The 24,654-nt window shown below is 60.9% G+C and carries 22 protein-coding genes; 9 read left to right on the top strand and 13 right to left on the bottom strand.

What is annotated here, in order from left to right:
* Window positions 1-34 precede the first annotated feature (34 nt).
* A complete protein-coding gene (locus ABIB44_RS08570; protein ID WP_354584225.1) occupies window positions 35-1,342 on the top strand; it encodes an NAD(P)/FAD-dependent oxidoreductase in 1,308 nt (435 codons plus the stop codon).
* A 96-nt stretch (window positions 1,343-1,438) separates the two neighbouring features.
* On the opposite strand, the gene ABIB44_RS08565 is transcribed toward ABIB44_RS08570, so the two are convergent.
* The 6 genes from ABIB44_RS08565 to ABIB44_RS08540 all read right to left on the bottom strand — a co-directional run bounded on the left by ABIB44_RS08565 (window position 1,439) and on the right by ABIB44_RS08540 (window position 9,584).
* Window positions 1,439-2,845, bottom strand: coding sequence for an MFS transporter (locus tag ABIB44_RS08565; protein WP_354584224.1), 1,407 nt, complete (start codon window positions 2,843-2,845; stop codon window positions 1,439-1,441).
* 95 nt (window positions 2,846-2,940) lie between these two features.
* Window positions 2,941-4,764, bottom strand: coding sequence for an alpha-amylase family glycosyl hydrolase (locus tag ABIB44_RS08560; RefSeq protein WP_354584223.1), 1,824 nt, complete (start codon window positions 4,762-4,764; stop codon window positions 2,941-2,943).
* A 112-nt stretch (window positions 4,765-4,876) separates the two neighbouring features.
* Window positions 4,877-5,584 carry an SDR family oxidoreductase gene (locus tag ABIB44_RS08555; RefSeq protein ID WP_354584222.1) on the bottom strand — a complete coding sequence of 236 codons (708 nt, stop codon included), beginning with the start codon at window positions 5,582-5,584 and terminating at the stop codon, window positions 4,877-4,879.
* Between the two features lie 14 nt (window positions 5,585-5,598).
* Complete coding sequence (locus ABIB44_RS08550; RefSeq protein WP_354584433.1) at window positions 5,599-5,964, bottom strand: GxxExxY protein; 366 nt, start codon at window positions 5,962-5,964, stop codon at window positions 5,599-5,601.
* Window positions 5,965-6,080: 116 nt separating this feature from the next.
* Window positions 6,081-7,970 (bottom strand): alpha-amylase family glycosyl hydrolase, encoded by a 1,890-nt coding sequence (locus ABIB44_RS08545; protein WP_354584221.1) that lies wholly within the window; start codon window positions 7,968-7,970, stop codon window positions 6,081-6,083.
* A gap of 171 nt (window positions 7,971-8,141) precedes the next feature.
* On the bottom strand, window positions 8,142-9,584 hold the full coding sequence (locus ABIB44_RS08540) for a hydrolase (RefSeq protein ID WP_354584220.1): 1,443 nt from the start codon (window positions 9,582-9,584) through the stop codon (window positions 8,142-8,144).
* A 541-nt stretch (window positions 9,585-10,125) separates the two neighbouring features.
* On the opposite strand from ABIB44_RS08540, the gene glgP reads away from it, so the two are divergent.
* The 3 genes from glgP (at window position 10,126) to ABIB44_RS08525 (ending at window position 13,079) form a co-directional block, all read left to right on the top strand.
* Window positions 10,126-11,778, top strand: coding sequence for an alpha-glucan family phosphorylase (gene glgP / locus ABIB44_RS08535; RefSeq protein ID WP_354584219.1), 1,653 nt, complete (start codon window positions 10,126-10,128; stop codon window positions 11,776-11,778).
* A 180-nt stretch (window positions 11,779-11,958) separates the two neighbouring features.
* Window positions 11,959-12,627, top strand: a complete 669-nt coding sequence (locus tag ABIB44_RS08530; protein WP_354584218.1) for an SOS response-associated peptidase — start codon at window positions 11,959-11,961, stop codon at window positions 12,625-12,627.
* Between the two features lie 44 nt (window positions 12,628-12,671).
* Window positions 12,672-13,079 carry a hypothetical protein gene (locus tag ABIB44_RS08525; protein ID WP_354584217.1) on the top strand — a complete coding sequence of 136 codons (408 nt, stop codon included), beginning with the start codon at window positions 12,672-12,674 and terminating at the stop codon, window positions 13,077-13,079.
* Between the two features lie 21 nt (window positions 13,080-13,100).
* Here the strand turns inward: ABIB44_RS08525 and ABIB44_RS08520 are convergent, their stop codons facing one another.
* The 3 genes from ABIB44_RS08520 to ABIB44_RS08510 all read right to left on the bottom strand — a co-directional run bounded on the left by ABIB44_RS08520 (window position 13,101) and on the right by ABIB44_RS08510 (window position 15,572).
* Window positions 13,101-14,630: an alpha/beta hydrolase gene (locus ABIB44_RS08520; RefSeq protein WP_354584216.1), complete on the bottom strand. Its 1,530-nt coding sequence runs from the start codon at window positions 14,628-14,630 to the stop codon at window positions 13,101-13,103.
* 256 nt (window positions 14,631-14,886) lie between these two features.
* The gene (locus ABIB44_RS08515) at window positions 14,887-15,081 is read right to left on the bottom strand and encodes a hypothetical protein (protein WP_354584215.1); all 195 of its coding nucleotides are present in this window, start codon (window positions 15,079-15,081) and stop codon (window positions 14,887-14,889) included.
* A 41-nt stretch (window positions 15,082-15,122) separates the two neighbouring features.
* Window positions 15,123-15,572, bottom strand: a complete 450-nt coding sequence (locus tag ABIB44_RS08510) for a septal ring lytic transglycosylase RlpA family protein (RefSeq protein WP_354584214.1) — start codon at window positions 15,570-15,572, stop codon at window positions 15,123-15,125.
* Window positions 15,573-15,635: 63 nt separating this feature from the next.
* Between ABIB44_RS08510 and ABIB44_RS08505 the strand changes: the two genes are divergently transcribed.
* Entirely contained in the window at window positions 15,636-15,866 is a 231-nt protein-coding gene (locus ABIB44_RS08505) for a hypothetical protein (protein WP_354584213.1), read from the top strand.
* 81 nt (window positions 15,867-15,947) lie between these two features.
* Here ABIB44_RS08505 and ABIB44_RS08500 read toward each other — a convergent pair whose 3' ends face one another.
* The gene (locus tag ABIB44_RS08500; RefSeq protein ID WP_354584212.1) at window positions 15,948-16,790 is read right to left on the bottom strand and encodes a glycoside hydrolase family 25 protein; all 843 of its coding nucleotides are present in this window, start codon (window positions 16,788-16,790) and stop codon (window positions 15,948-15,950) included.
* A 139-nt stretch (window positions 16,791-16,929) separates the two neighbouring features.
* Here ABIB44_RS08500 and ABIB44_RS08495 point away from each other — a divergent pair, with 139 nt between their 5' ends.
* A complete protein-coding gene (locus ABIB44_RS08495; protein ID WP_354584211.1) occupies window positions 16,930-17,205 on the top strand; it encodes a VF530 family protein in 276 nt (91 codons plus the stop codon).
* Between the two features lie 5 nt (window positions 17,206-17,210).
* A complete protein-coding gene (locus ABIB44_RS08490; RefSeq protein ID WP_354584210.1) occupies window positions 17,211-17,534 on the top strand; it encodes a hypothetical protein in 324 nt (107 codons plus the stop codon).
* 212 nt (window positions 17,535-17,746) lie between these two features.
* Here the strand turns inward: ABIB44_RS08490 and ABIB44_RS08485 are convergent, their stop codons facing one another.
* The 3 genes from ABIB44_RS08485 to ABIB44_RS08475 all read right to left on the bottom strand — a co-directional run bounded on the left by ABIB44_RS08485 (window position 17,747) and on the right by ABIB44_RS08475 (window position 22,775).
* On the bottom strand, window positions 17,747-18,133 hold the full coding sequence (locus ABIB44_RS08485) for an Hsp20/alpha crystallin family protein (RefSeq protein WP_354584209.1): 387 nt from the start codon (window positions 18,131-18,133) through the stop codon (window positions 17,747-17,749).
* Between the two features lie 189 nt (window positions 18,134-18,322).
* Window positions 18,323-20,152: a BamA/OMP85 family outer membrane protein gene (locus ABIB44_RS08480; RefSeq protein ID WP_354584208.1), complete on the bottom strand. Its 1,830-nt coding sequence runs from the start codon at window positions 20,150-20,152 to the stop codon at window positions 18,323-18,325.
* 106 nt (window positions 20,153-20,258) lie between these two features.
* The gene (locus ABIB44_RS08475) at window positions 20,259-22,775 is read right to left on the bottom strand and encodes a T9SS type A sorting domain-containing protein (RefSeq protein WP_354584207.1); all 2,517 of its coding nucleotides are present in this window, start codon (window positions 22,773-22,775) and stop codon (window positions 20,259-20,261) included.
* Window positions 22,776-23,071: 296 nt separating this feature from the next.
* Between ABIB44_RS08475 and hemW the strand changes: the two genes are divergently transcribed.
* Complete coding sequence (hemW, locus tag ABIB44_RS08470; protein ID WP_354584206.1) at window positions 23,072-24,220, top strand: radical SAM family heme chaperone HemW; 1,149 nt, start codon at window positions 23,072-23,074, stop codon at window positions 24,218-24,220.
* Window positions 24,217-24,648 carry a hypothetical protein gene (locus tag ABIB44_RS08465; protein WP_354584205.1) on the top strand — a complete coding sequence of 144 codons (432 nt, stop codon included), beginning with the start codon at window positions 24,217-24,219 and terminating at the stop codon, window positions 24,646-24,648. The genes hemW and ABIB44_RS08465 overlap by 4 nt, the downstream gene beginning before the upstream one ends.
* The last annotated feature ends 6 nt before the right edge of the window (window positions 24,649-24,654 follow it).

Below are 24,654 nucleotides of genomic sequence, written 5' to 3'. Positions count from 1 at the left end.
TGGCGCGGGGCCGTCACTTCTTTGTTTCTTCTTCATGAGCTTCCCTGTCCCTTCTGAACCCATTATCATCATCGGCGCGGGTATGGCCGGGCTGGCCTGCGCCACGTGGCTGCACCGGGCCGGCCGCCCGGTACTGGTGCTTGAAGCCGCCGACGCCGTGGGCGGCCGCGTGCGCACCGACGTTACCCCCGAAGGTTTCCGGCTCGACCGGGGCTTCCAGGTGCTGCAAACCAACTACCCCGAAGCCCGACGCATCTTCGATTACAAGGCCCTAAAGCTGAAAGCTTTCAGTTCCGGGGCCGTCATTCGTTTGCCCACTGGCCGCGAGACCACTGTCCAGAGCCCGCTGCAAAAGCCATTGGCCGCTTTCTCAGCGCTGGCTTCGCCCATCGGCACGCTGTCCGACAAGCTGCGCATCCTCAGCCTGGTGCGGCACGTGCTGAAGCACACACCCGAGCAGCTGCTGGCCCGCCCCGCTACCGATACGCTCACCTTCCTGCGGCGCTACGGTTGGAGCGAGCAGATGATTAACTCGTTCTTCAAGCCCTTCTTCGGCGGCGTGTTTCTAGACCGTGAGCTTACCACGGCCAGCAATTTTTTCGAGTTCATCTTCCAGCAGTTCGTCACCGGCACTGCTTCTATCCCGGCCTTGGGCATCCAGGAATTGCCCGACCAGCTGGCCGGCCGCCTGCCCGCCGGCACCGTGCGCCTGAACACGCCCGTGGCCGGCATCGTCGATGGCCGCCAGGTGCGCCTTACTACCGGGCAGGTGCTCCCGGCGTCGGCCATCGTGCTGGCCACCGATGGCCTGGCGACGCTACGGTTGCTGGCCGGCCGCAGTGGCAACCCCAACGATGCTCCCACTGCCGAGGCCGGCAGCTATCCCACGGCGGCCCGCATCACCACCTGCACCTACTTTGCCACCCCCGGCGGCCACTCGCCCGGCCGCAACGACAAGCTGCTGCGCCTAAACGCTACGCCCGGCGCGCTGGCTCACAACGTGGCCTTTCCGGCCGACGTGAGCGGTGCCTATGCGCCGGCCGGCCGTTCGCTCATCTCCGTCAGCACCCACGGCGAGCGCAGCCTCGAAGAAGCGGAGCTGGTCCCGCTCCTGCGCCAGGAGCTGGCCGCCTGGTTTGGCCCGGCCGCCCGCGACTGGGAGCATTTGCGCACCTACCGCATCGCGGCGGCCCTGCCGGTGTACCTGGCCGGCCAACCCCCGCGCCAACCGCTTATGCTGGCCGAAAACCTCTACCGTTGCGGCGACTGGACCTCCTATCCTTCGCTAAACGGCGCGCTGGGTACCGGCCGCGAGGTAGCGGAGCTGATTATTAAAGCATAACCGGCGATAAGCCCCTTCTTGGCTGCACTCAATGGCATCAACGAAAAGCCCGATTCTATTTAGGAATCGGGCTTTCTATACGCAGCATGTTGCGAACTAAACTTCGGGGTTGGCGGGAGCCAGGGCATCGTAGCCCAGCGTCATGGCCGGCTCCTCGGTGGGCAGGTTGATGTCGTCGGCATCGCTCACGCGCAACGTAAGCAGGCCCGAGATTATCATCGATACCCCGCCGAGCACGAGGGTTAGTATCGATTCGCCGTGAAAGAAATGGGTGGTAAAAAAGCCCAGGATAAGGCCGGCTACTACCTGCGGAATCACGATAAAAAAGTTAAACACGCCCATATAGTACCCCATCTTGTTGCTGGGCAGTGCACCGGCCAGCATAGCGTAAGGCACGCTCAGGATACTAGCCCACGCCACGCCCACGCCCACCATCGAAAGGAGCAGCATTTTGGGGTCTTGAACGAAATAAATCGAAATCAGCCCCAGGCCACCAGCCATGAGGCACAGCATGTGCGTGAAGCGGCGGCTGGTAGCGCGGGCAATGGTCGGCAGCAGCAACGCGGCCAGCGCCGATACCCCGTTGTACACGGCGAAGCAGATGCCTACCCAGTCGGCCCCCTCGTTGTATATCTTCGAGGTAGCGTCGGTGGTATGATAAATGTGGCTGGTGATGGCGGGCGTGGTATAAATCCACATCGAAAACAGCGCCAGCCACGAGAAAAACTGTACCACGGCCAGCTGACGCATGGTTTTGGGCATCTCGAAGATGCCTTGAAACGATTCGCGCACCCCGTTCATAAAACCAGCGCTGCGCGCTTTTTCAGCCTCAAACTCGGCCATGTTTTCGGGAGGATACTCCTTGGTGCGTAGCACCGTCCAGAGCACGGCCAGGAAAAAAACAACTCCGCCAACGGTGAACGAATACCGAACCGACGGTGGAATATGACCTGCGGCCGCCGTGTTGGCCACGTGAAACCAGTTGGTGAGCATCCAGGGCAGCGAAGACGCGACCACGGCCCCCACGCCGATAAAAAACGTTTGGGCGGCAAAGCCGGTGGTGCGCTGCTCCGAGGGCAGCAAGTCGCCCACCAGCGCCCGGAAGGGTTCCATCGAAATATTGATGCTTGAATCCATTATCCAGAGCATGCCCACGGCCATCCACAGCGCCGTTACGTTGGGCATCACCAGCAGGGCGAGCGAGGCCAGAATGGCCCCAACCAGAAAAAATGGCCGGCGGCGGCCCCAGCGCGGGCTCCAGGTACGGTCCGACAAGTAGCCGATAATGGGCTGGACCAGCAGGCCGGTGAGTGGCGCGGCCAGCCAATAGAGGGCAATTTCGGTACCGCCCAGGGTTTCGAAAATCCGGCTTACGTTGGCGTTTTGCAGCGCAAAGCCGAACTGAATGCCCAGAAAGCCGAAACTCATGTTCCAGATTTGCCAGAAGCTGAGGCGGGGCTTTTCGCGGGTATCAGCTGAAGAAGCTACGGTGGGAGCAGCCATTGGGAAGGGGAAGAAAGTAGTGAAGGACGGGGGCCGCTAAAACGATTGCGGCGTAGTTTTCAAATTTAACAGGTTGGCCGGGCAGTGTGGCCATGCTATTTCGGTTTTATCTCGAAAACGTAGGCCGACAGGGGGGGCAGCGTGAGGTTGAGCGCGTTGCGCGGCTCGTCGTCGGTGAGCAGGTTGGTGTAGGTGTAGAATTTCTTGTTGCTCAGGCCCATTTTCGTCATCACATCGGCCGGAATAGTGATGACGGGCCGGTAGGTTTTCTCCGCGCTAAAGTTCACCACCACCAGCACCTGCTGCTTGTCGGTGTAGCGCAGGTAGGTATACAGGTGTTTCTGGTTGTACTCCTTGCCCAGGTTGTTGGCATCCTGCAGCTCGTAGAAGCGGCCCCGGCGAATGGCTTCGCTCTGGCTCGTGGCATTGAGGAGGCGGCTGTAGAACTCGCGCAGCTGTTTCTGCTCGTACACCAGCTTGCCGCCGTCGAACTTGCCCTGGTTCAACCACTTCTGGTGCTCGGGCACGCCCCAGTAGTCGAAAATAGAGGTGCGGCCGTCTTCGCTGCTGAAGCCTTCGGTGCCGTGGGCGGGCTCGCCCACTTCCTGCCCGAAATACAGCATCACGGGGCCGCTGCCCAGGGTGGCGGTGACGGCCATGGCCGGAATGGCCCGCTTAGGGTCGTCGGCAAAGTCCTTGCTGGCAATGCGCTGCTCGTCGTGGTTTTCCAGAAAGCGCAGCATGTGCGACGAGAACCCGTTGCTTTCCTCTTTCCACACGCGGGTAATGTCCTCAGTGGTGCCTTCCTGGCGCATCAGCTTGCGCAGGTTGTCATACAGCCCCACCTTGTCGTAGAGGAAGTCGAAATGGCCCTTGTCGAGGTAGGTTCGGTACTCCTTCGGGTTGTAGGCTTCGCCGATGAAGACCAAGCCGGGCTTCACCTTTTTCAGCTCCGGAATCACCCAGGCCCAGAACTCGACGGGCACCATTTCGACCATGTCGCAGCGGAAGCCGTCGACGTTTTTACCCGCCCAGAACACGAGAATGTCGCGCATCTTCTTCCAGGTGTCGGGCACGGTTTCGAAGTGGGTGGCCCGGCCGTTCTCGTAGTCCACGCCGTAGTTCAGCTTCACGGTCTCGAACCAGTCGTTCACGCTCGGCGCTTCCGTGAACACGTCGTTGCCGGTGGCTTTGGCGGGTATCTCGAAATACTTACCATCCTCGCGCGGGCCCTTCAGCGGGCCCAGCGGGTTGTAGCTGGCGGGCACCACAAAGGCCTTGCCGGGCAGGTAGTAGAAGTTGTTGTCGGGCACGAAGGCCTTGGTTTTGTCGTCGGTCGCGCCCAGGTCGAGCACGCCCAGCGGCTTGGCATCCGACTTATAGGAGCGGGCCACGTGGTTGGGAATGAAGTCCATCAGCACTTTAAGGCCGTGGTCGTGAGTGCGCGTGATGAGTGCTTCGTACTCGGCCATGCGGTTTTTCACCGTCACGGCCAGGTCGGGGGCCACGTCGTAGTAATCCTTGATGGCGTAGGGCGAGCCGGCGCGGCCCTTCACCACGTCGGCGTCGTCGGGCGGGATACCGGCGGCGGTGTAGTCGGTCATGGTGGCGTGCTCAATCACGCCGGTGTACCACACGTGGCTCACCCCCAAGGCCTTAATTTCGTCGAGCGCCTTGTCGTTGATGTCGTTAAACTTCCCGCAGCCGTTCTCGGCAATGGTGCCGTAGGGCTTGTTCAGGGCCACCTTGTTGCCAAACAGGCGCGTCATCAACTGGTAGATGACGAGCTTATTATCCTTCGGGATTTCGGCCGTGGTGTTAGGGTCGGTTGCTTGGGAGTAATTTTTATTCACGGGCGGGTTAGGCAACGAGAAAGCAGCTAAAGAGAGGAGGCCGCCGGCCAGCAACAGTTTTTTCATGATGCGGCAAGATAACGCTTCGTGGTAATGATTAAAGGGCAAAGGTCAAGGGTTAGTGATTTAAGGCGTTGAGGGAAGCGTACTAACCATTGACCGTTAACTATTAGCTGGCCTACCATTCCTGCGTCAGCGGGTGCAGCATCAGCTCATCGACTACCACGTGGGTGGGAGCTTCGAGCACGTAGCGCACGGCCTGGGCCACGTCGGCGGGGCGCAGGTGGGTTTTCTCAGCATCCGCGCTGCCGGGCGTGGTGTCGTTGAAGTAGGTATCGACCAAACCCGGGTAAATGGTGCTCACCTTGATGCCGTGGGGGCGCACCTCCTTGCGCAGGCTGGCCAGCACGGCATCCTGGGCAAACTTGCTGGCCCCGTAGGCGGTGCCGTGGGCAAACGTTCGCCGGGCCACATCCGAAGTAATGCCCACGATGTGGCCTTTTTTCTGGGCTTTGAAGTGGGGCACGGCGGCCTTGCACAGCAGGAAAGTACCCTTCACGTTGGTATCAAAAATCCGGTCCCACTCGGCGGCGCTGAAGTTTTCCAGCTCGGCGAACGAGCCCACGCCGGCGTTGCAGATAAGGATGTCGAGCCGGCCGTAGTGGCGCAGGGTTTCGTCGATGATGCGCTGGGCATCGGCTTCCTCCGAAACGTCGGCTACGATGCCCAAGCCCTGGGTTTGCTGGCCGAGTTCCAGGAGCTCCTCTTCACTGCGGGCTACCGCTACTACGGTGGCTCCCTGCTGGGCCAGGAGCAGCGCGATGGCTTTGCCGATGCCGCGGCTTGCGCCGGTGACGATGGCAACTTGGTGGGTGAGGTCGGTCATTGTTCTTACTGTTTTTAGCCCGCGGAAGGCGCAGAAGTTAGCGCAGATGACGCAGATTGTTCTTCCAGGCCGTTCACTTTGCGGAAAATGCCACTTTTAATGAAAGGCACGTTGAAATTGATAAGTAAGCCAAGCTTATGAGCTGAGAGCTTCAGATAAGTAAGCAGTTGAATGTGATGCACCTCAAGTAGTGTTCCGACTGATTTCAGTTCAACCACTACTTTGTTTTCGACCAGAAGGTCGATGCGAAATCCATTTTCCAGCTTCAGCCCATCGTACACAACCGGTAATGCTACCTGAGTCTGAACTTCCAGTCCGAATTTTCGCAGTTCGTGCGCCAATAACATTTCGTATACCGATTCCAATAGCCCTGGCCCCAGTGCCTAGTGAATATTGAAAGCGCCCTTTCTAATCAAGTAGGAAATATCATTCTCGTGCTTCTGCGTCATCTGCGTAAACTTCAGCGCCCTCTGCGGGCTAAAAGTCAAAGGACGAATTATTTCCGCAACTCCACTACCCAGGCCGTGTGCGCCGGCACCCGCAACGTCTGCAAATCCGAAACCACCGCCCCGCTCACCACCTCCACGCCCGACGAAAACCCGGCAAACCGCTCCGCAAACCGCGTTCCGTCCACTTTCTTTTCGTCCTTGGTGTTGTTGGCAATCACCATCACGCACGCGCCATCGTCGTACCGGAAGTAGGTGTACACCCCATCCTGCGGGATAAACTGCATGAGCTTGCCGGAACTCAGCACGGGATGCGATTTTCGGTAGTTCGCCAGCTTGCTCACATAGTCGAAGGCTTCGCCGGCCTGTCCTGGCCGGGCAGTGAAGTAGTTGGTTTTGTCCCCCGCGAACCCGCCGGGAAAATCCTCGCGCACCTTGCCATCGGGGTCCGAGAAGTTCTTCATCAGCACCTCGGTGCCGTAGTAGAGCTGGGGCGTGCCGCGCAAGGTGAGCAGCCAGGCGATGCCGGTCTTGAATTTGCCGAAATCCTCGCCAATCACCGAGTAGAAGCGGCTCATGTCGTGGTTGTCGAGGAAGGGCACGTTGCGGGTGGCATCCACGTACAGCCAGTCGCCCTGCAGGGCGTGGTAAAGCTTGCTCAGGTCGCCGTTTTCAGTTTTCAACGCGTCCGAAATCGCGAAGCAAATTTGAAAATCCAGCACCCCGGGCAGGTTCGACTTGAAGCCGTTCACGGGCGGCAGAATGTTCTGGGCGAAGAAGGCTTGCTCGGCTTCGGTGCCCTCCCAGGCCTCGCCGAACTGGGCCAGCTTGGGATATTCCTCGGCAATGGCTTTGCCCCACTGCATCAGGAACTGCGGGTTGGAATACGGGTAGGTATCAATGCGATACCCGTCAATGCCCGTCGACTCCACCCACCACAAAAAGTTCTGAATAATGTAGGTGGCCACCAGCGGGTTGCCCTGGTTCACGTCGGGCATTGTCGTATCAAACCAGCCGTCGTTGAACAGCGTGTAGTCGCGCTTCGAGCCGTAGGGGTCGTTCAGGGCAAAGGCGTTGTAGTTGCTGCGCGTGAAGCTGGGGAAGGCGTGAAACCAGTCGGCCGCCGGCTTATCGAGGAACAAGTGGTGGTAGCTGCCCCAGTGGTTGAGCACGATGTCCTGCACCACTTTCAGGCCGTCGGCGTGGGCGGCTTTCACGAATTGCTGGTACTCGGCGTTGGTGCCGTAGCGCGGGTCAATCTTGTAGCAGTCCGTGACGGCGTAGCCGTGGTAGCTGGCCTTGGGCATGTCGTTTTCAATCACCGGCGTGGGCCAGATAGCCGTGGTCCCCAGCTTTTTGAAGTAGTCGAAGTGGTTTTCAATCCCCTTCAGGTCGCCGCCGTGGCGGGCATACATCGAGTCGCGGGCCACGTGGTTCACGCGGGTACCCTTCACCACGTCGTTCTTCGGGTCGCCGTTGGCAAACCGGTCGGGCATCAGCATGTAGATGAAGTCAGCCTGCGTGAGGCCCTGCGTGCGCTGCGGGTCGAGGTTGCGGGCGCGCAGCTTGTAGGTGTAGGGGCGATAGGTGTTGCCGCTTTTCAGCCCCAGCTTCAACAGGCCGGGCTTGGCAGCGGGGTCGATAACCAGGTTAATGATGAGATAATTGGCACTCTCCAGCTTCTGTTGGCTCTCAATCGTCACGCCCGGGTAAGCGGCCAGAATAGCCATAGTGTTGCCGATGCCGGGCGCGTTCACCAGCAATTGCAGCTTGGGGTTTTTCATGCCCACCCACCAATAGGTCGGGTCGATGCGGATGGTGGGCGCGGCTTTAGCAACTGCTTCAGTAACGACAGCCGGCCCTGAAAAGCCGGGCGTAGCCGACGATGCGAACGAGAGCAGCAGCCCGGCGGCAGCCAGCAAAATTTGTGGGAATTTCATAGTAAAAGAGCGCAAAATCAACCTTACGACCAAAAGTACGGCATTCCCGCAAGGCCTCTCATGCGCAACCGTTTCCACTTTCCGAATATATTTTTCGGGCGCAGTGGCCCGCAAAAAAGCCCGCCCCCAAATCTGGGAGCGGGCTTTTTCTAATCAGGAACTGCGAAGCGATTATTGCTGCTTGGCGAGCCAGAGCGAGGCGTTCAGGTGCAACTTGGCGTGGCTGGCAATTTCAGTCCAGCCGGGGTACACGGTGTTGCCGGGGCTGCCGGTGCCGTCGTCGGCCGGCGACGAGTCGGCTACCACCACCACGCGGCCCGTGCCGAAGGTGCTGCTGGCGCACATGATGTTGGTGTTGCCCTGCGTCGAGGTGGTGCGCCAGATGAGCGGCGTCGCCACCGAACCCGTGGTTTTAGTGATGGTAGCGCCGTTGCTGTACTTCAGCTGCGTGACGGCCCCCTGCGAGCCGTTGAGAATAACATTGGTGGGGCTGGCCAGCACGTTGCCGGTAGTTTCCGAAATGTTGGTCAGGTCGATGCTGAAGCCGAAGGGGTTGGCCTGCACGGTGTTGTTCGTCATCAAATCGTTCCAGATGGCGGGCGAGTCGTAACCGTCGTTGTTGCGGTCCGAAATGGTGTGGTCCGAAATCATGAACAGACCGCCGCCGTTTTTCACGAAGTTGACGATAGCCGCTTTCTCGGTGGCGCTGAAAAGCGTGTTGGGCTCATCCACCACAAACACGTTGTAGTTGGCCAAATCCTGAGGGTTCGCCGCGTTGCCGTAGGTGATGGCCGTGCCCGTCGGCAGGTTCTCTACCGAGTTGCCCAGCTTCACCAGCGAAACGCCCCAGGCCGACACCGCGCCGGCCCAATAGGTTTCGGGCGTGCTGCTCGTAATGCCCGAAGCGGCCGGGGTGGGGAAGCGCGGCACTACGCCGGCGTCCACGTCCAGCACCCAGTCGGCGTTGCCGGCCGTTTCGGCGTGGCTGGCGTCAAACAGGAATTTCTTGCCGCCCGTGGAAGGGGGTGGGGTGGTACCGCCGGCATAGCTTTCCACCGTGATGTTGTCGAAGTTGAGGCGGTTGGTGCTGGCGTCGGTTTTGCGCACCTGCAGGCGCACGGTGCCGGCCAGGTTCACGGTGAAAGAGGCCGTGCTCAGGGCCGTGCTGCTGGTGGTGATGGTGCTGCCGACTTTGGCGTAGGAGCTGCCGCTGTTGGTGCTGGCCCAGAGCTCCCAGGTAGTGGCCGCGTCGGTGCCATATTTGGCGTGGGCTACGGTTACCACGCCGGCCCCGCCGGTCAGGTCGAAGTTCATGCTGAGCGAGCCGCTGTTGCGCACCCGGGCCGACCAGGTACCGGTGTGCGGGTCGGAAGTGGTGTTGCCGATGAGGGCGTCGTTCAGCGTCCAGGAGCCCGAACCGAGCGTGACGCTGCCAGTAGTATAAGCCGTTTTGGTGCCCGTTTCAAACCCTTCGGGAAAGCCCGGTGCCGACACATTCTGAGAAACGACGGCGGCCGTGGGGGTGGCGGGCGTCGGCTCCGACTTCGAGCAGCCAGCAAATAACGCAGCAGCCCCCAGCAAAGGAGCTACCAGATAACGAGCGGTCAAATTCATGCGCATTGGGTTGAAAAAGGTTTTTTGAGAGGTGCAACAGGAAAGCAAAAGTAGAGGATTAAAACAATGGAATTATTAACACATGTATTAAAAAATTATGTCCTTTTCAAAAATAGGACTAAAAATAGTAACTTTTTTATGAAAATGCTTGTTCGATTGCATTAATCCTTAAATTAAAATAATTATCGTTGGACGCGTTTTTCAGTCGTCGGCTGGCTGGTTGCGTCGCTCTAGACGCAGAGGCGAGCTACTTGAATAGCTAGTTTCCGGTCCCCGCAAAAAGGGGCGCGTTGCCCGGTAATACGCCCGCCGCATAAATTATTAGCACTAACCGGCTGGCTGATATTGGCTTGACACTGTTAGGGTTGGCTATGATGCTAACGTTTGCTTAATTCAGCTCTCTATATCAAGGGGTTGCGATTTTTCCAGAATGATTCGGACCTTGCGCCGACAACGAAGGCCGCGTGCTACCCGCTACTCCGTATTCATCAACCGGCAATTCTCATTCTGGCGTGCCCCCGGCGCGCATTTGCTTCAGCTTATGGCATTTACCTTTAAACCCTATGCACCGGCCGCCAAATACAAAACGGCCGCCGCGTACTTCTCGATGGAATTCGCCATCGACCAGGCCCTAAAAACCTATTCGGGCGGCCTGGGCTTCCTGGCCGGCTCGCACATGCGCTCCGGTTTCGAGCTCAAGCAGAACCTGGTGGGCATCAGTATTCTCTGGACGTTCGGCTATTACGACCAGGACCGCGACCCCGAACAGGCCATGCGCGCCGAGTTCCGCCACAAGCACTACTCCTTTCTGGAGGACACCGGCCTGCTGTTTCCCATCACCATTCACGGGGCCGACGTTTACGTGAAGGCGATGTACCTGGCCCCCGAGGTATTTGGCACGGTGCCCATGTTTTTTCTCACTACGGATATTGCTGAAAACGACCATCTTTCGCGCACTATTTCGCATCACCTCTACGACCCGGACTCGGCGGCCCGCGTGGCGCAAAGCATCCTGCTGGGCGTGGGAGGCGGCAAGTTGCTCGACGAGCTCGGCCGCAAAACCGACGTGTACCACCTCAACGAGGGCCACGGCCTGCCGCTGGCCTTCTATCTCTACGAAAAGCACGGCCGCGACCTGGCCGAGGTGCAGAAGCGCCTCGTGTTCACGACGCACACGCCCGAGCTGGCCGGCAACGAGGAGCGCCCCATGAAGCTGCTGACCGACATGACCTTCTTCGGCAGCGTGCCCGAGGCGGAAGTGCGCCGCGTAGCCCGCATCGACCACGGCGACCAGCTCAACTACACCCTCACGGCGCTGCGCTTTGCGCGCAAGGCCAACGCCGTGAGCAAGGTGCACGGCACGGTGGCCAACGAAATGTGGGGCCACTACGAGGGCATCTGCCCCATTATTCCCATCACCAACAGCCAGAACGGCAGCTACTGGCGCGACCCGCAGCTGGCCGCCGCCCTCAAGAGTAAGGACGACGCGGCCCTGCTCGCCCGCAAGCAGGAGCTGAAGCAGGACCTGTTCAAAATCGTGGCCGACCAGACCGGCAACGTGTTCGACCCCAACGTTATCACCATTGTGTGGGCCCGCCGGTTTGCTGCCTACAAGCGCGCCGACCTCATTCTGCGCCATTTCGACCGCTTCGTAGAGCTGGCCGCCAATGCCAAGCACCCCATCCAGGTGATTTGGGCCGGCAAGCCCTATCCGAAGGATTTCGGCGCAGTGGCTTTGTTCAACGACATCATTAAGCGCACGGCCCACCTGAAAAATTGCGCTGTTCTCACGGGCTACGAGTTGGGCTTGTCGGCGGCCCTCAAAAAGGGTTCCGATATCTGGCTGAACACGCCGCGCTTCCCGCGCGAGGCCAGCGGCACCAGTGGCATGACCGCCGCCATGAACGCCAGCGTGAACCTGAGCATTGCCGACGGCTGGATTCCGGAGTTTTGCCGCGATGGTGAAAACGGCTTCCTCATTCCGATTGTCGACGTGACCCTCCCCGACAACGTGAAGGACGATGCCGAGGCCACCGCCCTGCTCGACGTGCTCGAAAACACCGTGCTGCCGCTGTACTACGACCAGCCAAAGAGCTTCCTGAAAGTAGTAAAAACCGCCATGAAGGACGTAGAGCCCGAGTTTGAAAGTGCCCGCATGGCCCGCGAATACTACGAGTTACTGTATAAAATCTAACCTCAGGTTTTACGAACTTTAACGGATTAAAACAGATTTTTCGTGGTTCCGTATGAATGCCTCCTTGTGGTTAGCCCCGCAGGGAGGCATTGTTGTTTTACTGCAACTATTAATTTTCATCCGGGACGGCGACCACAAAAATCTGTTTCGTCCGTTAAAATTCGTTAAATCTGAGGTCTTATGTGCGGTCGATATTCATTTGTGGTACCAGCGCCAGCCGTCGAGCAGCGCTTTCAAGCTGAATTCAGCGAACCCACCCCGCCAACCTATAACGCGGCCCCTTCGCAACGCCTGCCCGTTATCACGAATGCGGCCCCCGGCCAGATTCAGCTGCTGCGCTGGGGGCTGGTACCGGCCTGGAGCCGCGACCCCACCGGCGGCCCCAAGCCTATCAATGCCCGGGCCGAAACGCTGGCCGACAAGCCCAGCTTCCGGATGCTGCTGGCGCGGCGGCGCTGCCTGGTGCTGGCCGACGGCTTTTATGAGTGGCAGGCCACGCCGGCGGGCAAAGTGCCGCACCGCATTTTGTTGCGCGATGCGCAGCCCTTCGCCTTCGCCGGCCTCTGGGACGAGTGGCTGGACCGTGCCACCGGTGAGCTGCACCCCACCTTCACCATCATCACCACCGAACCCAACGAACTGATGGCCGGCATCCACAACCGCATGCCCGTCATCCTGCGCGACCGCGCCGCCGAGCAAGCCTGGCTCGCCGATGGCCATCGGCTACCCGACTACCAGCAGCTTCTGCAGCCGTACGAGGCGGCCGCCATGCGCGAGTACGTGGTGGGCAAGCGCGTGAACTCCCCGGCGAATAACGACGCCGAGGTGCTGATGCCCGCCATGGGCTGAGACCACCCACAACGAAGTAGGAACCGGCCTATTACCTTGCCGGCATGAATCCTGCCGCTCCTGCTTCTCCTACCTTGCTTTCCGTACGCAATTCTTGGGTGCTGGCCCTGCTGCTGGCACTTTTTGCCGCTGTTTTGCAATTGGGGCTACCGTGGTGGAGTGCCGTGGCGCTGGCTTTCGCCACATGCTTCGGGCTGGCACAGTCGGGGCGGGCTGGTTTCTTGGCGGGCTTCGTGGGGCTGGGGCTAAGCTGGCTGGTGCCGGCCGCGTGGCTGGCTTTTCAGAACAATGGCCTGCTGGCGCACCGCGTGGCCCAGCTGCTGCCGCTGGGCGGCTCGGTGCCCATGCTGGTACTGGTCACGACGCTGGTTATGGGCCTGGCCGGGGGGCTAGCCGGGCTGGCGGGCCGCTGGCTGCGCGAGGCCATAGCGCCGGCTCGCCGGGTGCGTTAGTCTCCCGGCTGCTTTCGGAAGTTATTTCAAGCGTTTGGCAACCCATTCACCCACGGCTTCCAGTGCATCGGTCGACGTAGTGGTGGGAGTCGTGGTTCCGGCCAGTAGGGCGCGCTCGCCCACAGCCGTCTGAAAATCGTGCGTTACGCCATCCAGCTGCTGAGTGGTGGCCAGCTTGCTCCCTTTAAACCCTTTTTCGAGGGCCGTTAGGTTAGTGGCGGCCGGCACTTGGGCGTCGGCCGCACCGTGCAACAGCAACGTCGGGCAGCCCACTTTGGCCAGTTCGGCCTGCGGGTTGAAAGCCAGTAGCGAACGATACCAAGTGTTGGTAAGCTGCCCGGCCCGGGCCTGGGCCGTGGCCGGGGCCAGGCCCGGGTAAATCTGGCGAAACATATTGGCCACGATGGCCTGGGCCTGCGCATTATCAGCCGTTTGCCGAATAATTTCGAGCAGCGCGAATTGGCGCTTATACAGCGTTTCGTTGCGTTTGCGGGCTTCAGTAGTCAGGCGCAGCTGCTCCTGGGCCACGCGCACCTGCACTTGCTCGGGCGTAGCGCCGGCCGCCAGCTGCTGCTTGGCCTCGCGCCGGGCTTGGGCCATGCGCTGGGCGCAGCGGGTTTGCCAGGTCCACTGGGCGGTATCCGGCTCGCCTGGGCGGTTTACCAAAGAAGTTTGGCGGGCCAGCAGCTCCTGGCCACTCACGCCGGCCGCAGCCAGGGCCACCACAAAGGCAGGTGCCGGAGCGTAGGTGGCAGTCAGAAGCGCAACGTTGGCACCTTCGCCGTGGCCCAGCACCCCCACGCGCATTGGGTCGATGCCCGGCCGCGAGCGCAGAAAATTGAGCGCCGATTGCGCATCGGCGGCCAGCTCGGCACTGGCCGTAGCAGCGGGCAGCGCCGAAGAGCGGCCCACCCCACGGTCATCGAGGCGCAGCACGGCTAGGCCCTGGCCCAACAGGTAGTCGGCTAGGTTGTCGAGCAGGCGATAGCTGCCCGCTTCCGAACTGCTGGCGCTGGCCGGCACCGCGTCGGGCAACAGCAGCACGGCCGCAAAAGGGCCGGCACCGGCGGGGCGGCGCAACACCCCACCCAGGCCCAACTCAGGATTGGGGCTACTGGGGCTGCTCACGTGCACTTCTTCGGTGGCGAAGGTGGCGGTTGCTACCGACTCCGAGCCAGTACCCGCCACGTGTTCGAGCACCAGCACCGTACGAAAACCCGGCTGCTGCCAGGTGCCGCGCAGGCGCTGGCCATTGGCCACGGGCAGGGCGGCAAAGCGGCAGCCAGCCTGGTCAGCCATAAACGTGACGCTGTCGGGGCCGCTCCGCACGCGCATTGGGCTGTTGTTAAGGCGCTGCGCATCAATGTGCAATAGCGCCGTTGGTGTTCCATCGGCCTGTTGGCTGACGAGGATGCTGACCTGGCGGCTACCACCCGGCACTGCCAGCACCCCGGCCCATTGGCCCAGCAAGGGCGGCGTGACGGACGGCGCAGCCCACAGCGCGCTACTGAACAAGAACAGAATTGCCAGCAGACCGATAAGCTTGTTCATGGCGAAGAAATGGGCTGAGCCATTAATAAAACAATAACCTGTTTAAATCATCTTGATATTATTAAAAATACAATTACAAATCAAATAAGTCATTATCAAACCCGTGAATGATTAAATTTTCTGGGTGAATAGTGCTATCTGCTGGGCGATAGTGGTTCGGAGGACTGCGCGCAGCTGTGCTGCCTGCCCATTGGGCGGTCGAAAACTCTCCGTTATGTGCAACTTAATGCTTGGCCTAACTGGGCCGGAGCCGCGCTTAAGAGCGCGAATACCAGGTTAATACGGCCAGGCCGGCAGCATCATCTTCAGCTTCCACTACTTCGTCGATGACGAATTGAATTTCGGCTTCCGACCAGTCCTCATCCTCCGCGGCAGCCACCCAGCTATCGAGGGCGGCATAGCGGTTGAGGCCGACGGGCAGCGTCCAGGTTACTTTTTTACGAATGTTCATGGCGGGGAGAGCGGCGGGCAACGGAAAATGAGTGGGCAAATTTAGCGGTTTCCCGGGGCGGGGCGCACTACACTTACTTCAACGGGCACTACACCGGCCTCGATAATATCGAGCTGCACGGCCGCGCGGTGCGACACATCCACGATGTAGCCCTTGGTGTGCGGGCCGCGGTCGGTGACGGTCACTTCGACGGAGCGGCCATTGCGGGTATTGGTCACGCGGATGAGCGTGCCGAAAGGCAGCGTGTTGTGGGCGGCCGTCAGGCCGCCGGGGCGGTAGGTGGTGCCGCTGGCCGTGGCCCGGCCATTGAACTTGCTGGCGTAGTACGAGCCCAGGCCCTTTTGCACGGCCCCACGCGCGGCCGCATGCCCCCGGCCGGGGGCCGCGTCGCGGCTGCCCCGGCACGAGGCTGCCCCCAGCAGCACCGTCAGCAGTAAGAACCGCGACCACTGCCTGATATACAGAATTTTGGCTTGTTGTGTCAACTTCATCTCAACTTCAAAGTTAGGCCCAAACTTTCGGCATATTTCAACCAACCCATTTCAACCATTACCATGAAAAATGCCCTGAAAGTCGCTGCTGCCATTGCCCTGACCGGTTTTTGCTTCGCCGCCAACGCTCAAACCACCAAGCCGATGAAGAACGGTAAAATGGAATCCAAAACCGAAGAGAAGATGGAAACCAAGAAAATGGAAATGAAGGAGGACAAAATGGAAGCCAAAGGCGGCCGGATGCACCACGGCAAAATGCACAGCACCAAAATGACGACGAAGACCAAAATGTAGGCTTCGCCGTAGCCGCTAGGCTGGCCGCCCGGTTTCGGGGCCCCGCGGGGGCCGCGAAGCCGGGCGGTTTTTTGGGACCGGCTACCGCGTGCGTGCGGCCGGGCGGGGGCTGCTGCGCCCGGCCGGAGCGGCTGGTATAGCGGGCACCCGCAGGGCCTGCAACGCTTCAAAATTACCCTGGAACACGTTGAAATCGACTACTCCCCGAATGCCGGGCACGTAGGCTTCGTCGGAATGCTGCCAAATTATCCACTTGCTGCGGGCCAGCTTGGGGCTGGCCACTTCGTAGTGGGCCAGCCACAGCGGGTAGTCGTCGAAGTGCCCGGCCAGGTGCTGCTGATAGAAGCTGTGGTTGGAATAGAGGATGGGCCGCACACCATAGTGCGCCTCCACGAGGCGCAGCCAGCGGGCTACTTCGCGGCGCATCACGGCCACGTCGTGGAAATTGGCGGCTTCCACGTCGAGTACCGGGGGTAGGTCGCCGGGGGCCAGCGGCACGGTGCGGGCAAACAGGTCGGCCTGAGTTTGGCCGTCGCGGTTGGGCTGGAAGTAGTGGTAGGCCCCGCAAAGCACGCCGGCCTTGCGGGCCTCGCGCCAGTTGCGGGCAAAGCGCGGGTCGCGCAGCGTGGCTCCCTCACTGGCCTTGATGAAGGCGAAGCTCACCTTATTGCGCGCCACCTCTGGCCAGTCGATGCGGCCCTGGTAGGCCGACACATCGATGCCGTGTACTGAGTAGCCAGCCAGAAGCGGTGTTTTTTCGCGCCCGGTGAGGCCGTTTTTCGTGAACGTGGCCCAGGCCCGGCGGGCGTAGCGGTTCAGCTGCACCTGGTGCCGAACGTAATAGTAGCCAGCCAGTAACGTTGCCAGCAGCGCCGCCGCCAACAGCCCGCGCCACCAAAGCCGACGCGGGGCAGCGCGGCGCACGGAGCGGGAGGCGGAAGGGGCGAGCGGAGACGATGGCATAAACGAACGGCGGTCAAAAATAACGACCGGCCCGCGCTCATCGTGCCCACGGCCCCCGGCTTTTCGCCAACTTTGCACTTTCCGTCGACCAATTTCGCCCATGTCCTTCCTCCGCGCCGCCGATGCCCGCGACGAATCCGGCCACCTAATCAGCGAGCTGCACGGCGTCAAGCTCGCCCAGATTCTCGAATATCTCGTGGCCGCCTACGGCTGGCCCGAGCTCGATGCCCGCCTGCGCATGAACTGCTTCGCCGATAACCCGAGCATCAAATCCAGCCTCACGTTTTTGCGGCGCACGCCCTGGGCCCGCACCAAGGTTGAGGAACTGTACATCAAGGCCCGCAGCGCCGAAGTGCAGGGCCGCCCCCGCCCCTAACCGCCATGGCCGACATCTCCGAAAAATCGTCCGGACGGGCGCTGCTGGCAGGTTTCTGCTGGTTTTTGGCCTTCGAAGTAGTGGCCTTCTATGGGCTGCGCTATCTTACCTCGGGCCTGGGCGAAAGCAACCAGGACCAGCCCGAAAATACCATCGTGAGCAACTGGGTAAAAACCATGGTGTTCTTCGTGGCGCACCTCGTGCTCGTGATTGCGGCCATGCTGGTACTCAGCAACCGCCTGCCGCGCCGCTACCGGGGCCAAGTGATGGGCTGGTTTTACCTGGCCCTAGCCATGAGCTTCGTGCTGATTATTCCCTTGTTCGGGTAAAAAACAAAACCACCGCTGCGGGCGGTGGCTCAAGAGTGAAAATCCAGATGAATTCGGTAAGCAGCCGGTCGGTCCCGGCGATATCAGTGGACTGCGGGTGCCGGTCGGTCCCGGCGTTATATAGTTGGTAGCTAACGATATTGAGCAAGCAGTAGTGAGTAGTTAGATGGAAACCTTGCGCTACTTTCTCACTACCCACTACTGCTTGTCCACTACTCTTCGCGCTTGATGTCGATTTCGCGCTGCTGGCTGTTGGGGTTTATAAAAGGAATGCGCACGCGCAGCTCCTGGCCTTCGTGAATGGCATCGATGCGGGCGGCGTCGAGGTTGGCCGGAAGCTCCAGCGTTTGCACGAACAAGGGAGCGGCGAGCTCGTCGTCGGGCTCGTGGCGGTACTCGCTGAAGACGGTGAGCTTGTTTTGGTTGAGTACTACGCGAAAGCTGTCGGCCGAGACGGTGGGCATGGCCACCCGCACAATCACCCCCTTCGGGTGCTGGTCGATGCGCAGCTGGGGCTGGGCCACGCCGCCACCGATGGTGTTGAGCAGGTCGAGCTGGGGGGCAATGCTGTGGATAAATTTCGAGCTAATAAGTTTCATGGCAGGGAGTCGCAAATAGGGGCGGCTTCGAGTCGACAATTGCAAATGATGTACCAATCTGAATCAGGGCTTATCTGCATTGAATATCAGTCGAATTGACGGATTGCAAGGGGCACTTTTTCTACTTCCCGCCACTGTGGCGGGAAACCATTTTAGTTCCCAAAAAACCCAGACGATATGGCGGCAGGCCTAAAACCGGCTGGTCAGGCCGAAGTGAATCTTCGACGATTTCACGTCGAACCCCTGCCCGTTGGCCCGGCCCACCGAGTACACGAATTGGAACAGCCCCGCCGGCGTGCGAAAGCTGAGGCCGGCACCCAGGCCGGTGGGTTGGTTGGCGGTGGGGTTGGCCAGGTCGCGGCGCAGATACGCCTGGTCGGCAAACAGGAAGGCGTACGAATCGGGCCCGATAAACTGCCGGAATTCGGCCGTGGCCACGGCGTAGGTGCTGGTGTAGAACTGGTTTTCGTTGAAGCCACGCAGCGAGTTCAGCCCGCCCAGCCGGTATAAGTCGTTGATGAAAAGCTGCGGATTTTGCAGGCTTTCGCCCCGCAGGCGCAACAGCAGCACGCCCGCCCGCTGCACCGGGAAGTAGCGCTCGGCCCGCAGGATGAAGGCGTATTGCGTGGAGCGCAGGCCAATGCCGCCATAGAATTCGTCCTTAATGCTGGAGTTACGGGCGATGGTTTTGGTGCCCACCGCCCCCTGGCCACTCAGCAGGTAGCCCCGGTGCGGAAAGAACAAGTCGTCGAGGCTGTTCCAGGTGTAGTTCAGGCCGTAGGAGTTGAACTGGGAGTCGATGTTTTCGGGCAGCTGGCGCAGGTTGGCGTAGGCAGTGCTGTCATAGAGCAGGTAGGAGCTGCGCTGCTCAAAGAAGAAGCTTATGCGGCCGGCCCGGGCGGTGGGGTAGCTCACCTGCACGCGGGGCCGCAGGGTGAGAAAGGCATCGGTTTGCTTGTAGAGGTTGAAGCTGGCGGACACCTCGAAGGGCGTGCCGAAGAAGTTGGGGTGCACGTACTGCACATCGAGCAACTGCGAGAGGGCATCGGTTTTGCGCCATTGCAGCCCCACCTGCTTGCCGCCGCCCTTGATGTTGCGCAGGTTGATGGTGACATCGCCGGTGAACTGCACGCCGGTCTGCCGGGCGTTGGCATTGGGCAGAATGCCCACAATGGCGTCGAACTGGTTGCTGGGTCGCTCGTCAAGCAGCAGGTACACCCGGGCCCGGCCCAGGGCAAAGCGCACTTCGGGCTCGGCGCGCAGCTTCACGTAGGGCAGCTGGCGCAGCAGCTGGGCGGCGGCATCCACGCGCTGCTGGCTGAAGGGCTGGCCCGGAAACAGCTGCAGGTACTTGGTGAGAAAGCGCTTCTTGGTTTTGGTGTTGCCCACGATTTGCAGCGAGTCGAACACCACGGCCCGGCCCCGCTTCAGCACCACGCGCCCGGCAATGGCATTTCCATCAAGATGAATGGAATCGAGGCCGACGGTGGCAAACGGGAAACCCTGGTTCTCGGCCTCAGTGAGGATGCGCTCCTGCAGCCGTACCCAGTCGGCGGGCACGAAGGGCGTACCCCGGAAAAACTTCTCGCGGTAGCCGGCCCGGGTCAGCAGGCCGTCGCCGAGGTTGCCGTTGCGCAGGTAGGCCCAGCGGAACTGCTCGCCCACGTACAGGCGTACCCGCACCGTGTCGCGGGTCCAGTGCAGCTCATCGGCCGAAGCCGTGAGGTAGGCATCGCCCTGCAGGCCCAGCACCAGCTCACGGATGGTGCGCAGGGCGCTCAGCGAGTCGGGCACGGTACCGCGCAGCTTGTAGCGGCGCAGCAAGGGCCGGTCGGCGGCTTCGGCTTCGAGCAGCAGCACGCGCGGGTGGGCCGGGGCGCGCGGGCCGGCGGCCGAGGCAGCGGGTGCCGCCGGGCGCGGCGGCAGCGGCGGGCTGGCGAGGCTGGGTTGGTTAGGATTGGCAGGGTTGAGGCTGGGCGTTTGGGCGCGGGCGGCCGGGCCGGCCAGCAGCAAGAGCATTCCCCACAAATACAACAAAACCCTAGTCATCGGAAGGCACAACGCGAAAGCGGGTATTTAATTTCCCGAAGGTAGAAGCTGAGGTATGGGCCCGCCCGCAGGCGCTTCAGCGACGCACTACAATTTTTCGGTATACGGTGCCCTGGTTGGAGGCAATGCGCACAACGTAGGCCGCCGCCGCCAAGTGGGCCACCGATACCTGCAGCACGTTGCTGGCGGCATTGGCCGCTTGTATTCGCCGGCCAAGCATGTCATAAACGGTTACCTGCAGTTGGGTAGTAGTTGAGGCGGCCTGCACCGTAAAACCATCGCTGGTTATGCTCGGAAACAGCGTGATGCCAGCATTAATACTGGGAGCCGCCGCTGCGAGCGGCCCGGCGGGGGCTGCGCCGGTAAGGCCAGGAACGAGCAGGCAGGTGAGGCCCAGCGTACGCAACGGGTTAGCTTGTTGTGGGATGAAGGCGCTAGCGCCCACCAGTAACCGACCGCCCGGGTGAATCGCCAGGAAAGCAACATCGGGCGTTACGGGGGCCGTGTTAGCGAAGGTATTATCCAGCTGCCCGCTGGCAAGCAGGCGGGCCAGCGACTGGTGAGGCTGGCCGTTGATACTGGTGAAAAAGCCCCCGCACAAAATGCGGCCATCGTCCTGCACAGCCAGCGCCGTAACGCGCGCAATGTTGTTCTGCATAAAAATAGTGCCGGCTTCGAAGGTATTATCCAACTCGCCCGTCGGCAATAGGCGGGCAATCGAGTTGCGGGCCGACCCCGCAAACGACGAGAATTCGCCCCCAATCAAAATGCGCCCATCGGGCTGCACCGCAATGGCATGCAGGTAGCGCGGCACACTATTGGCGCGGCCGGTGGTGGTACCGTTCGCACTCATTTGCCAGGCAGTCGTACTGGTGAGTAGCGCCAGGTTTTCGTCGCGCTCCAGCACCAGAGCGGTGGTGGAGTACACGAAGGTGCCGAAGCCTGCTTTAAAGCTGGGGTCGAGGGCATGTTGCGCGGTGAGCCGAAACAACACGGGCCGCTGGCCATTGAAAGTGCCGCCTACCAACAACCGGCCATCGGGGTAGGCAGCCAGGACCGAAACGGCCCCGGTTGAGGTTGGAATGAGCGAGCTGCCGTCCTGCGTGCCATCGGCATTAAGCCGCAGCAGCAGACGATGCGCCGGATTAGCGATTTCGTAAAAGCTGCCGCCTACGTACACAGTATTTTGCGGGCCTTGAGCCAGGGTTTGCACATCGCCGTTGAGCGCGGGCAGGCGCTGGGTATAAGCCTGGTCGACGCTACCATCCGCATTCAGCAAGGCCAGATTGGTTACTGCCACGCCATTGATATTATTGAAGCTGCCCCCCACCAGAATTTTGCCCGTAGGCAAGCGTAGTGAAGTCAGCGCCCGGCCATTGGTGCCGACGCGCAGGCTGAAGGAAGGGTCAATCTGTCCGGTGGGCAACAGCTTGACCAGGCCCGTCGGGCGGTTGTTGAACGAGGTGAACGAGCCACACACCAGCGCGCTGCCATCCTGAAGCAAGCAAATGGCATCGGGCACCCCAGTCATATCAGCCCCCAGGGCGGCGGCCGGGTCGCGCACGCCGGAAGGCAACACCCGCACCAGACCCGGGCTGGGCTGCCCGTTGAATTGCGTAAAATTGCCGGCTAGCAAAATTCCTCCATCGGGCTGGACCGTTAATGCAGGGGCATAGCCCACCAGACCCAGCGTGCCGACCGCAAAAGCATTATCGACGGCCCCATCAGGCAGCAGGCGATGCAGGCTGCCCACCAACTGGCCGGTGCTATTGCTGGTGTTGGTATAAATGATTTTGCCATCGGGCTGCACCCCGAAGGTGTTGAATGAATCGGTGCCCGTCAGGTGGGCATTGAAGCTGGGGTCGAGGCTGCCGTTGGCCAGCAGGCGGGCTAGGTGCACCGCGGGCGTGTTGCCATAGGCAGTGAAGTTGCCGCTCACCAGCATGCGCCCATCGGCCAGAATCCGAATGGTTTTCACGGCCCCGTTGAAGCCCGATGGCACAAAGCTGGGGTCGGGCTGGCCATTAGCCAGCAGGCGAACCATGCGCCCGGTGGCGACGCCGCTGTAAACGGTAAAATCACCCCCTATCACCACCTTGCCATCGGGTTGCACTTCGCCCGTGAGGGCACTGCCATTGCCATTGAAATAGTAGTTACGGTCGAGGTCGCCGTTGGCTTGCAGCACGAGCACCGAATTCTGGCTTATCAAATCCAGCCCGCCCAGCGACTCGGTAACGCCAATGCTGGGGCCCACGAGCAGCACCTTGCCGTTCGGAAACATCCGCATCGATTGCATTGCCCCGCCTATGCCGCCGAGCCAATGCGTACCGAACGAGGCATCGCGGGTACCGTCCAGGTTCAGACGAACAATGTGGGATACTGGCTCCCCGTTGTAAAACGGGGAGCCGATGACGGAAACTATTAGCCGGCCGTCGGCCTGTTGCACCGCGTTGTCCGACATGATGGGAGCCGTGAGCTGCGTGCGCACAAAAGCCGGGTCGAGCTGCTGGGCATTACCAGGCGGGCAGAAATGGAAGAAGAGCACCAGCGCAAACAGGGTGCTGGCAGCAGGCATGCGGAAAGGAAATTTCATAAGTAGGCAGGTAGTACCCGTGAAAGATTCGATAACGGCAATAGTAAGCAAATATGATTGAAGCACAATTCGATAACCAATCAATAAGTAGCCACTATCGTTGCGACAAGCCGTTGTCAGGCAGCGCATACAGGCAAGACCGGACTGTCCCTCCAAAGGTTGCTCACTATCCATTCACCAGCTATCGAAGCCGGGTCTTTTACCTTTGTAATCGGCATTCCCCGTATTGCGCGCCGACCTGCTGCTTTGCCCAATCTCACTTTAGTGGGGCCTGTTTTCACGGGCTTCCGTTTCATATGGCCGGCCTCTACCTCCACATCCCCTTCTGCAAGCAGGCCTGCCACTACTGCGATTTCCACTTCAGCACTTCGCTGGGGTTGAAAAGCCGGCTGGTCGATGCCATTGTGCGCGAGCTGGAGCTGCGCCGTGCCTACCTGCCCGCCGATACCACGCTCGAAACCATTTATTTTGGCGGCGGCACCCCGTCGCTGCTCACGGCCGCCGAGCTGAGCCAGATTTTCGCCGCCATTCACCGCCATTTTGCGGTTTCGCCGCAGGCCGAAATCACCCTCGAAGCTAACCCCGATGACCTTAGCCCCGAAAAGCTAGCGGAGTTCAAGGCTGCTGGCATCAACCGCCTCAGCATCGGCCTGCAAAGCTTCTACGAGCCCCACCTGCGGCTGATGAACCGCGCCCATACCGCCGAAGAATCCACCACGGCCGTACGCCGGGCGCAGGATGCGGGCTTCGAGAACATTTCCATTGACCTGATTTACGGCGTGCCCGCGCCGGGCCACCACATCTGGGAAGCCGACCTGGCCAACGCTTTTGCGCTAGGCGTGCCGCACGTATCGGCCTACGCCCTCACCATCGAGCCCGGCACGGCTTTCGGCCATCGCCTGCAAAAAGGCACCTTCAAGGCCGCGCCCGATGAGTTCGTGGCCACGCAGTTTGAGATGCTGCTGGCCGCCATGCGCGCCCACGGCTACACGCAGTACGAAATCAGCAACTTCTGCCAGCCCGGCCGCGAGAGCCGCCACAACAGCAACTATTGGCGCGGGGTGCCCTACCTCGGCCTCGGCCCCAGCGCCCACAGCTACGACGGCCGCAACCGCCAGTTTACCGTGGCCAACAACCCGCAGTACGTGGCGGCCGTGCTCGAGCGCGGCGAAGTGCCCGTGACCGTGGACCAGCTCAGCGCTACCGACCGGGCCAACGAGTACCTGCTCACCACCCTGCGCACCGCGCGCGGCTGCGACCTAGCCCACCTGCGCACCCACCATGGCCTCGACCTGCCGTCCTCCCGGGCCGCCTACCTCGCCGAGCTGCAAACCAATGGCTGGGCCCGCATTCAGAACGAAGTGCTTACCTTGACCGATGCCGGCAAGCTGCTGGCCGACCACATTACGCTGGAGCTGTTCCAAACCCCTGCCGTAGCCGAATGAAACTTCTGAGCGACTGCATTGCCGACGACGCCGACTTTTTCGTCGAGCAGATTCACCTGGTGGCCATCGTCTTCGACAATACCGACGATGTGACCGTGTGGGCTACTGCCTTCTTCGATAACGAGCCGCATTTCTTTCACCTCGCGCTACCCTTCAAGTCCCTCGATACGCTGCTCTCACTGGCCCATACCCGTGCCGAAGCCCTGCAGGAAGAAGTAGCCGATGCCCTGGCTGCCGCCGACTGGCCCGCGCTGCTCGAATATAATTCCGACGACCGCCCGCCCGTGCCCCTGCCCAGCGTGGCCCTGAAGCTATCCGTGACCTACCCCGCCACGGAGGATGGTGAGTTGGAAGCCGACGACCCCGACGACCCGCAGCCGCACAACATCTTCTACCTCGAAGGCGTGTTCGTGCGCCTCGATACCTAGCGCCCA

Origin of the sequence: Hymenobacter sp. UYCo722 (assembly GCF_040547115.1) — a bacterium.
Lineage (GTDB): Bacteria > Bacteroidota > Bacteroidia > Cytophagales > Hymenobacteraceae > Hymenobacter.
This window is presented reverse-complemented; position numbering and strand designations above follow the sequence as displayed.

Bases quoted from the DNA above. Each gene is read 5' to 3' on its own strand.
- ABIB44_RS08490 (WP_354584210.1), top strand. From the start codon at position 17,211: ATGGCCGACATCTCCGAAAAATCGTCCGGACGGGCGCTGCTGGCAGGT.
- ABIB44_RS08495 (WP_354584211.1), top strand. From the start codon at position 16,930: ATGTCCTTCCTCCGCGCCGCCGATGCCCGCGACGAATCCGGCCACCTA.
- ABIB44_RS08485 (WP_354584209.1), bottom strand. From the start codon at position 18,133: ATGAAACTTATTAGCTCGAAATTTATCCACAGCATTGCCCCCCAGCTC.
- ABIB44_RS08515 (WP_354584215.1), bottom strand. From the start codon at position 15,081: ATGAACATTCGTAAAAAAGTAACCTGGACGCTGCCCGTCGGCCTCAAC.
- ABIB44_RS08555 (WP_354584222.1), bottom strand. From the start codon at position 5,584: ATGACCGACCTCACCCACCAAGTTGCCATCGTCACCGGCGCAAGCCGC.
- ABIB44_RS08570 (WP_354584225.1), top strand. From the start codon at position 35: ATGAGCTTCCCTGTCCCTTCTGAACCCATTATCATCATCGGCGCGGGT.
- ABIB44_RS08520 (WP_354584216.1), bottom strand. From the start codon at position 14,630: ATGAACAAGCTTATCGGTCTGCTGGCAATTCTGTTCTTGTTCAGTAGC.
- ABIB44_RS08565 (WP_354584224.1), bottom strand. From the start codon at position 2,845: ATGGCTGCTCCCACCGTAGCTTCTTCAGCTGATACCCGCGAAAAGCCC.
- ABIB44_RS08545 (WP_354584221.1), bottom strand. From the start codon at position 7,970: ATGAAATTCCCACAAATTTTGCTGGCTGCCGCCGGGCTGCTGCTCTCG.
- glgP (WP_354584219.1), top strand. From the start codon at position 10,126: ATGGCATTTACCTTTAAACCCTATGCACCGGCCGCCAAATACAAAACG.
- ABIB44_RS08465 (WP_354584205.1), top strand. From the start codon at position 24,217: ATGAAACTTCTGAGCGACTGCATTGCCGACGACGCCGACTTTTTCGTC.
- ABIB44_RS08525 (WP_354584217.1), top strand. From the start codon at position 12,672: ATGAATCCTGCCGCTCCTGCTTCTCCTACCTTGCTTTCCGTACGCAAT.
- ABIB44_RS08510 (WP_354584214.1), bottom strand. From the start codon at position 15,572: ATGAAGTTGACACAACAAGCCAAAATTCTGTATATCAGGCAGTGGTCG.
- ABIB44_RS08505 (WP_354584213.1), top strand. From the start codon at position 15,636: ATGAAAAATGCCCTGAAAGTCGCTGCTGCCATTGCCCTGACCGGTTTT.
- ABIB44_RS08560 (WP_354584223.1), bottom strand. From the start codon at position 4,764: ATGAAAAAACTGTTGCTGGCCGGCGGCCTCCTCTCTTTAGCTGCTTTC.
- ABIB44_RS08530 (WP_354584218.1), top strand. From the start codon at position 11,959: ATGTGCGGTCGATATTCATTTGTGGTACCAGCGCCAGCCGTCGAGCAG.
- ABIB44_RS08475 (WP_354584207.1), bottom strand. From the start codon at position 22,775: ATGAAATTTCCTTTCCGCATGCCTGCTGCCAGCACCCTGTTTGCGCTG.
- ABIB44_RS08540 (WP_354584220.1), bottom strand. From the start codon at position 9,584: ATGAATTTGACCGCTCGTTATCTGGTAGCTCCTTTGCTGGGGGCTGCT.
- ABIB44_RS08480 (WP_354584208.1), bottom strand. From the start codon at position 20,152: ATGCTCTTGCTGCTGGCCGGCCCGGCCGCCCGCGCCCAAACGCCCAGC.
- hemW (WP_354584206.1), top strand. From the start codon at position 23,072: ATGGCCGGCCTCTACCTCCACATCCCCTTCTGCAAGCAGGCCTGCCAC.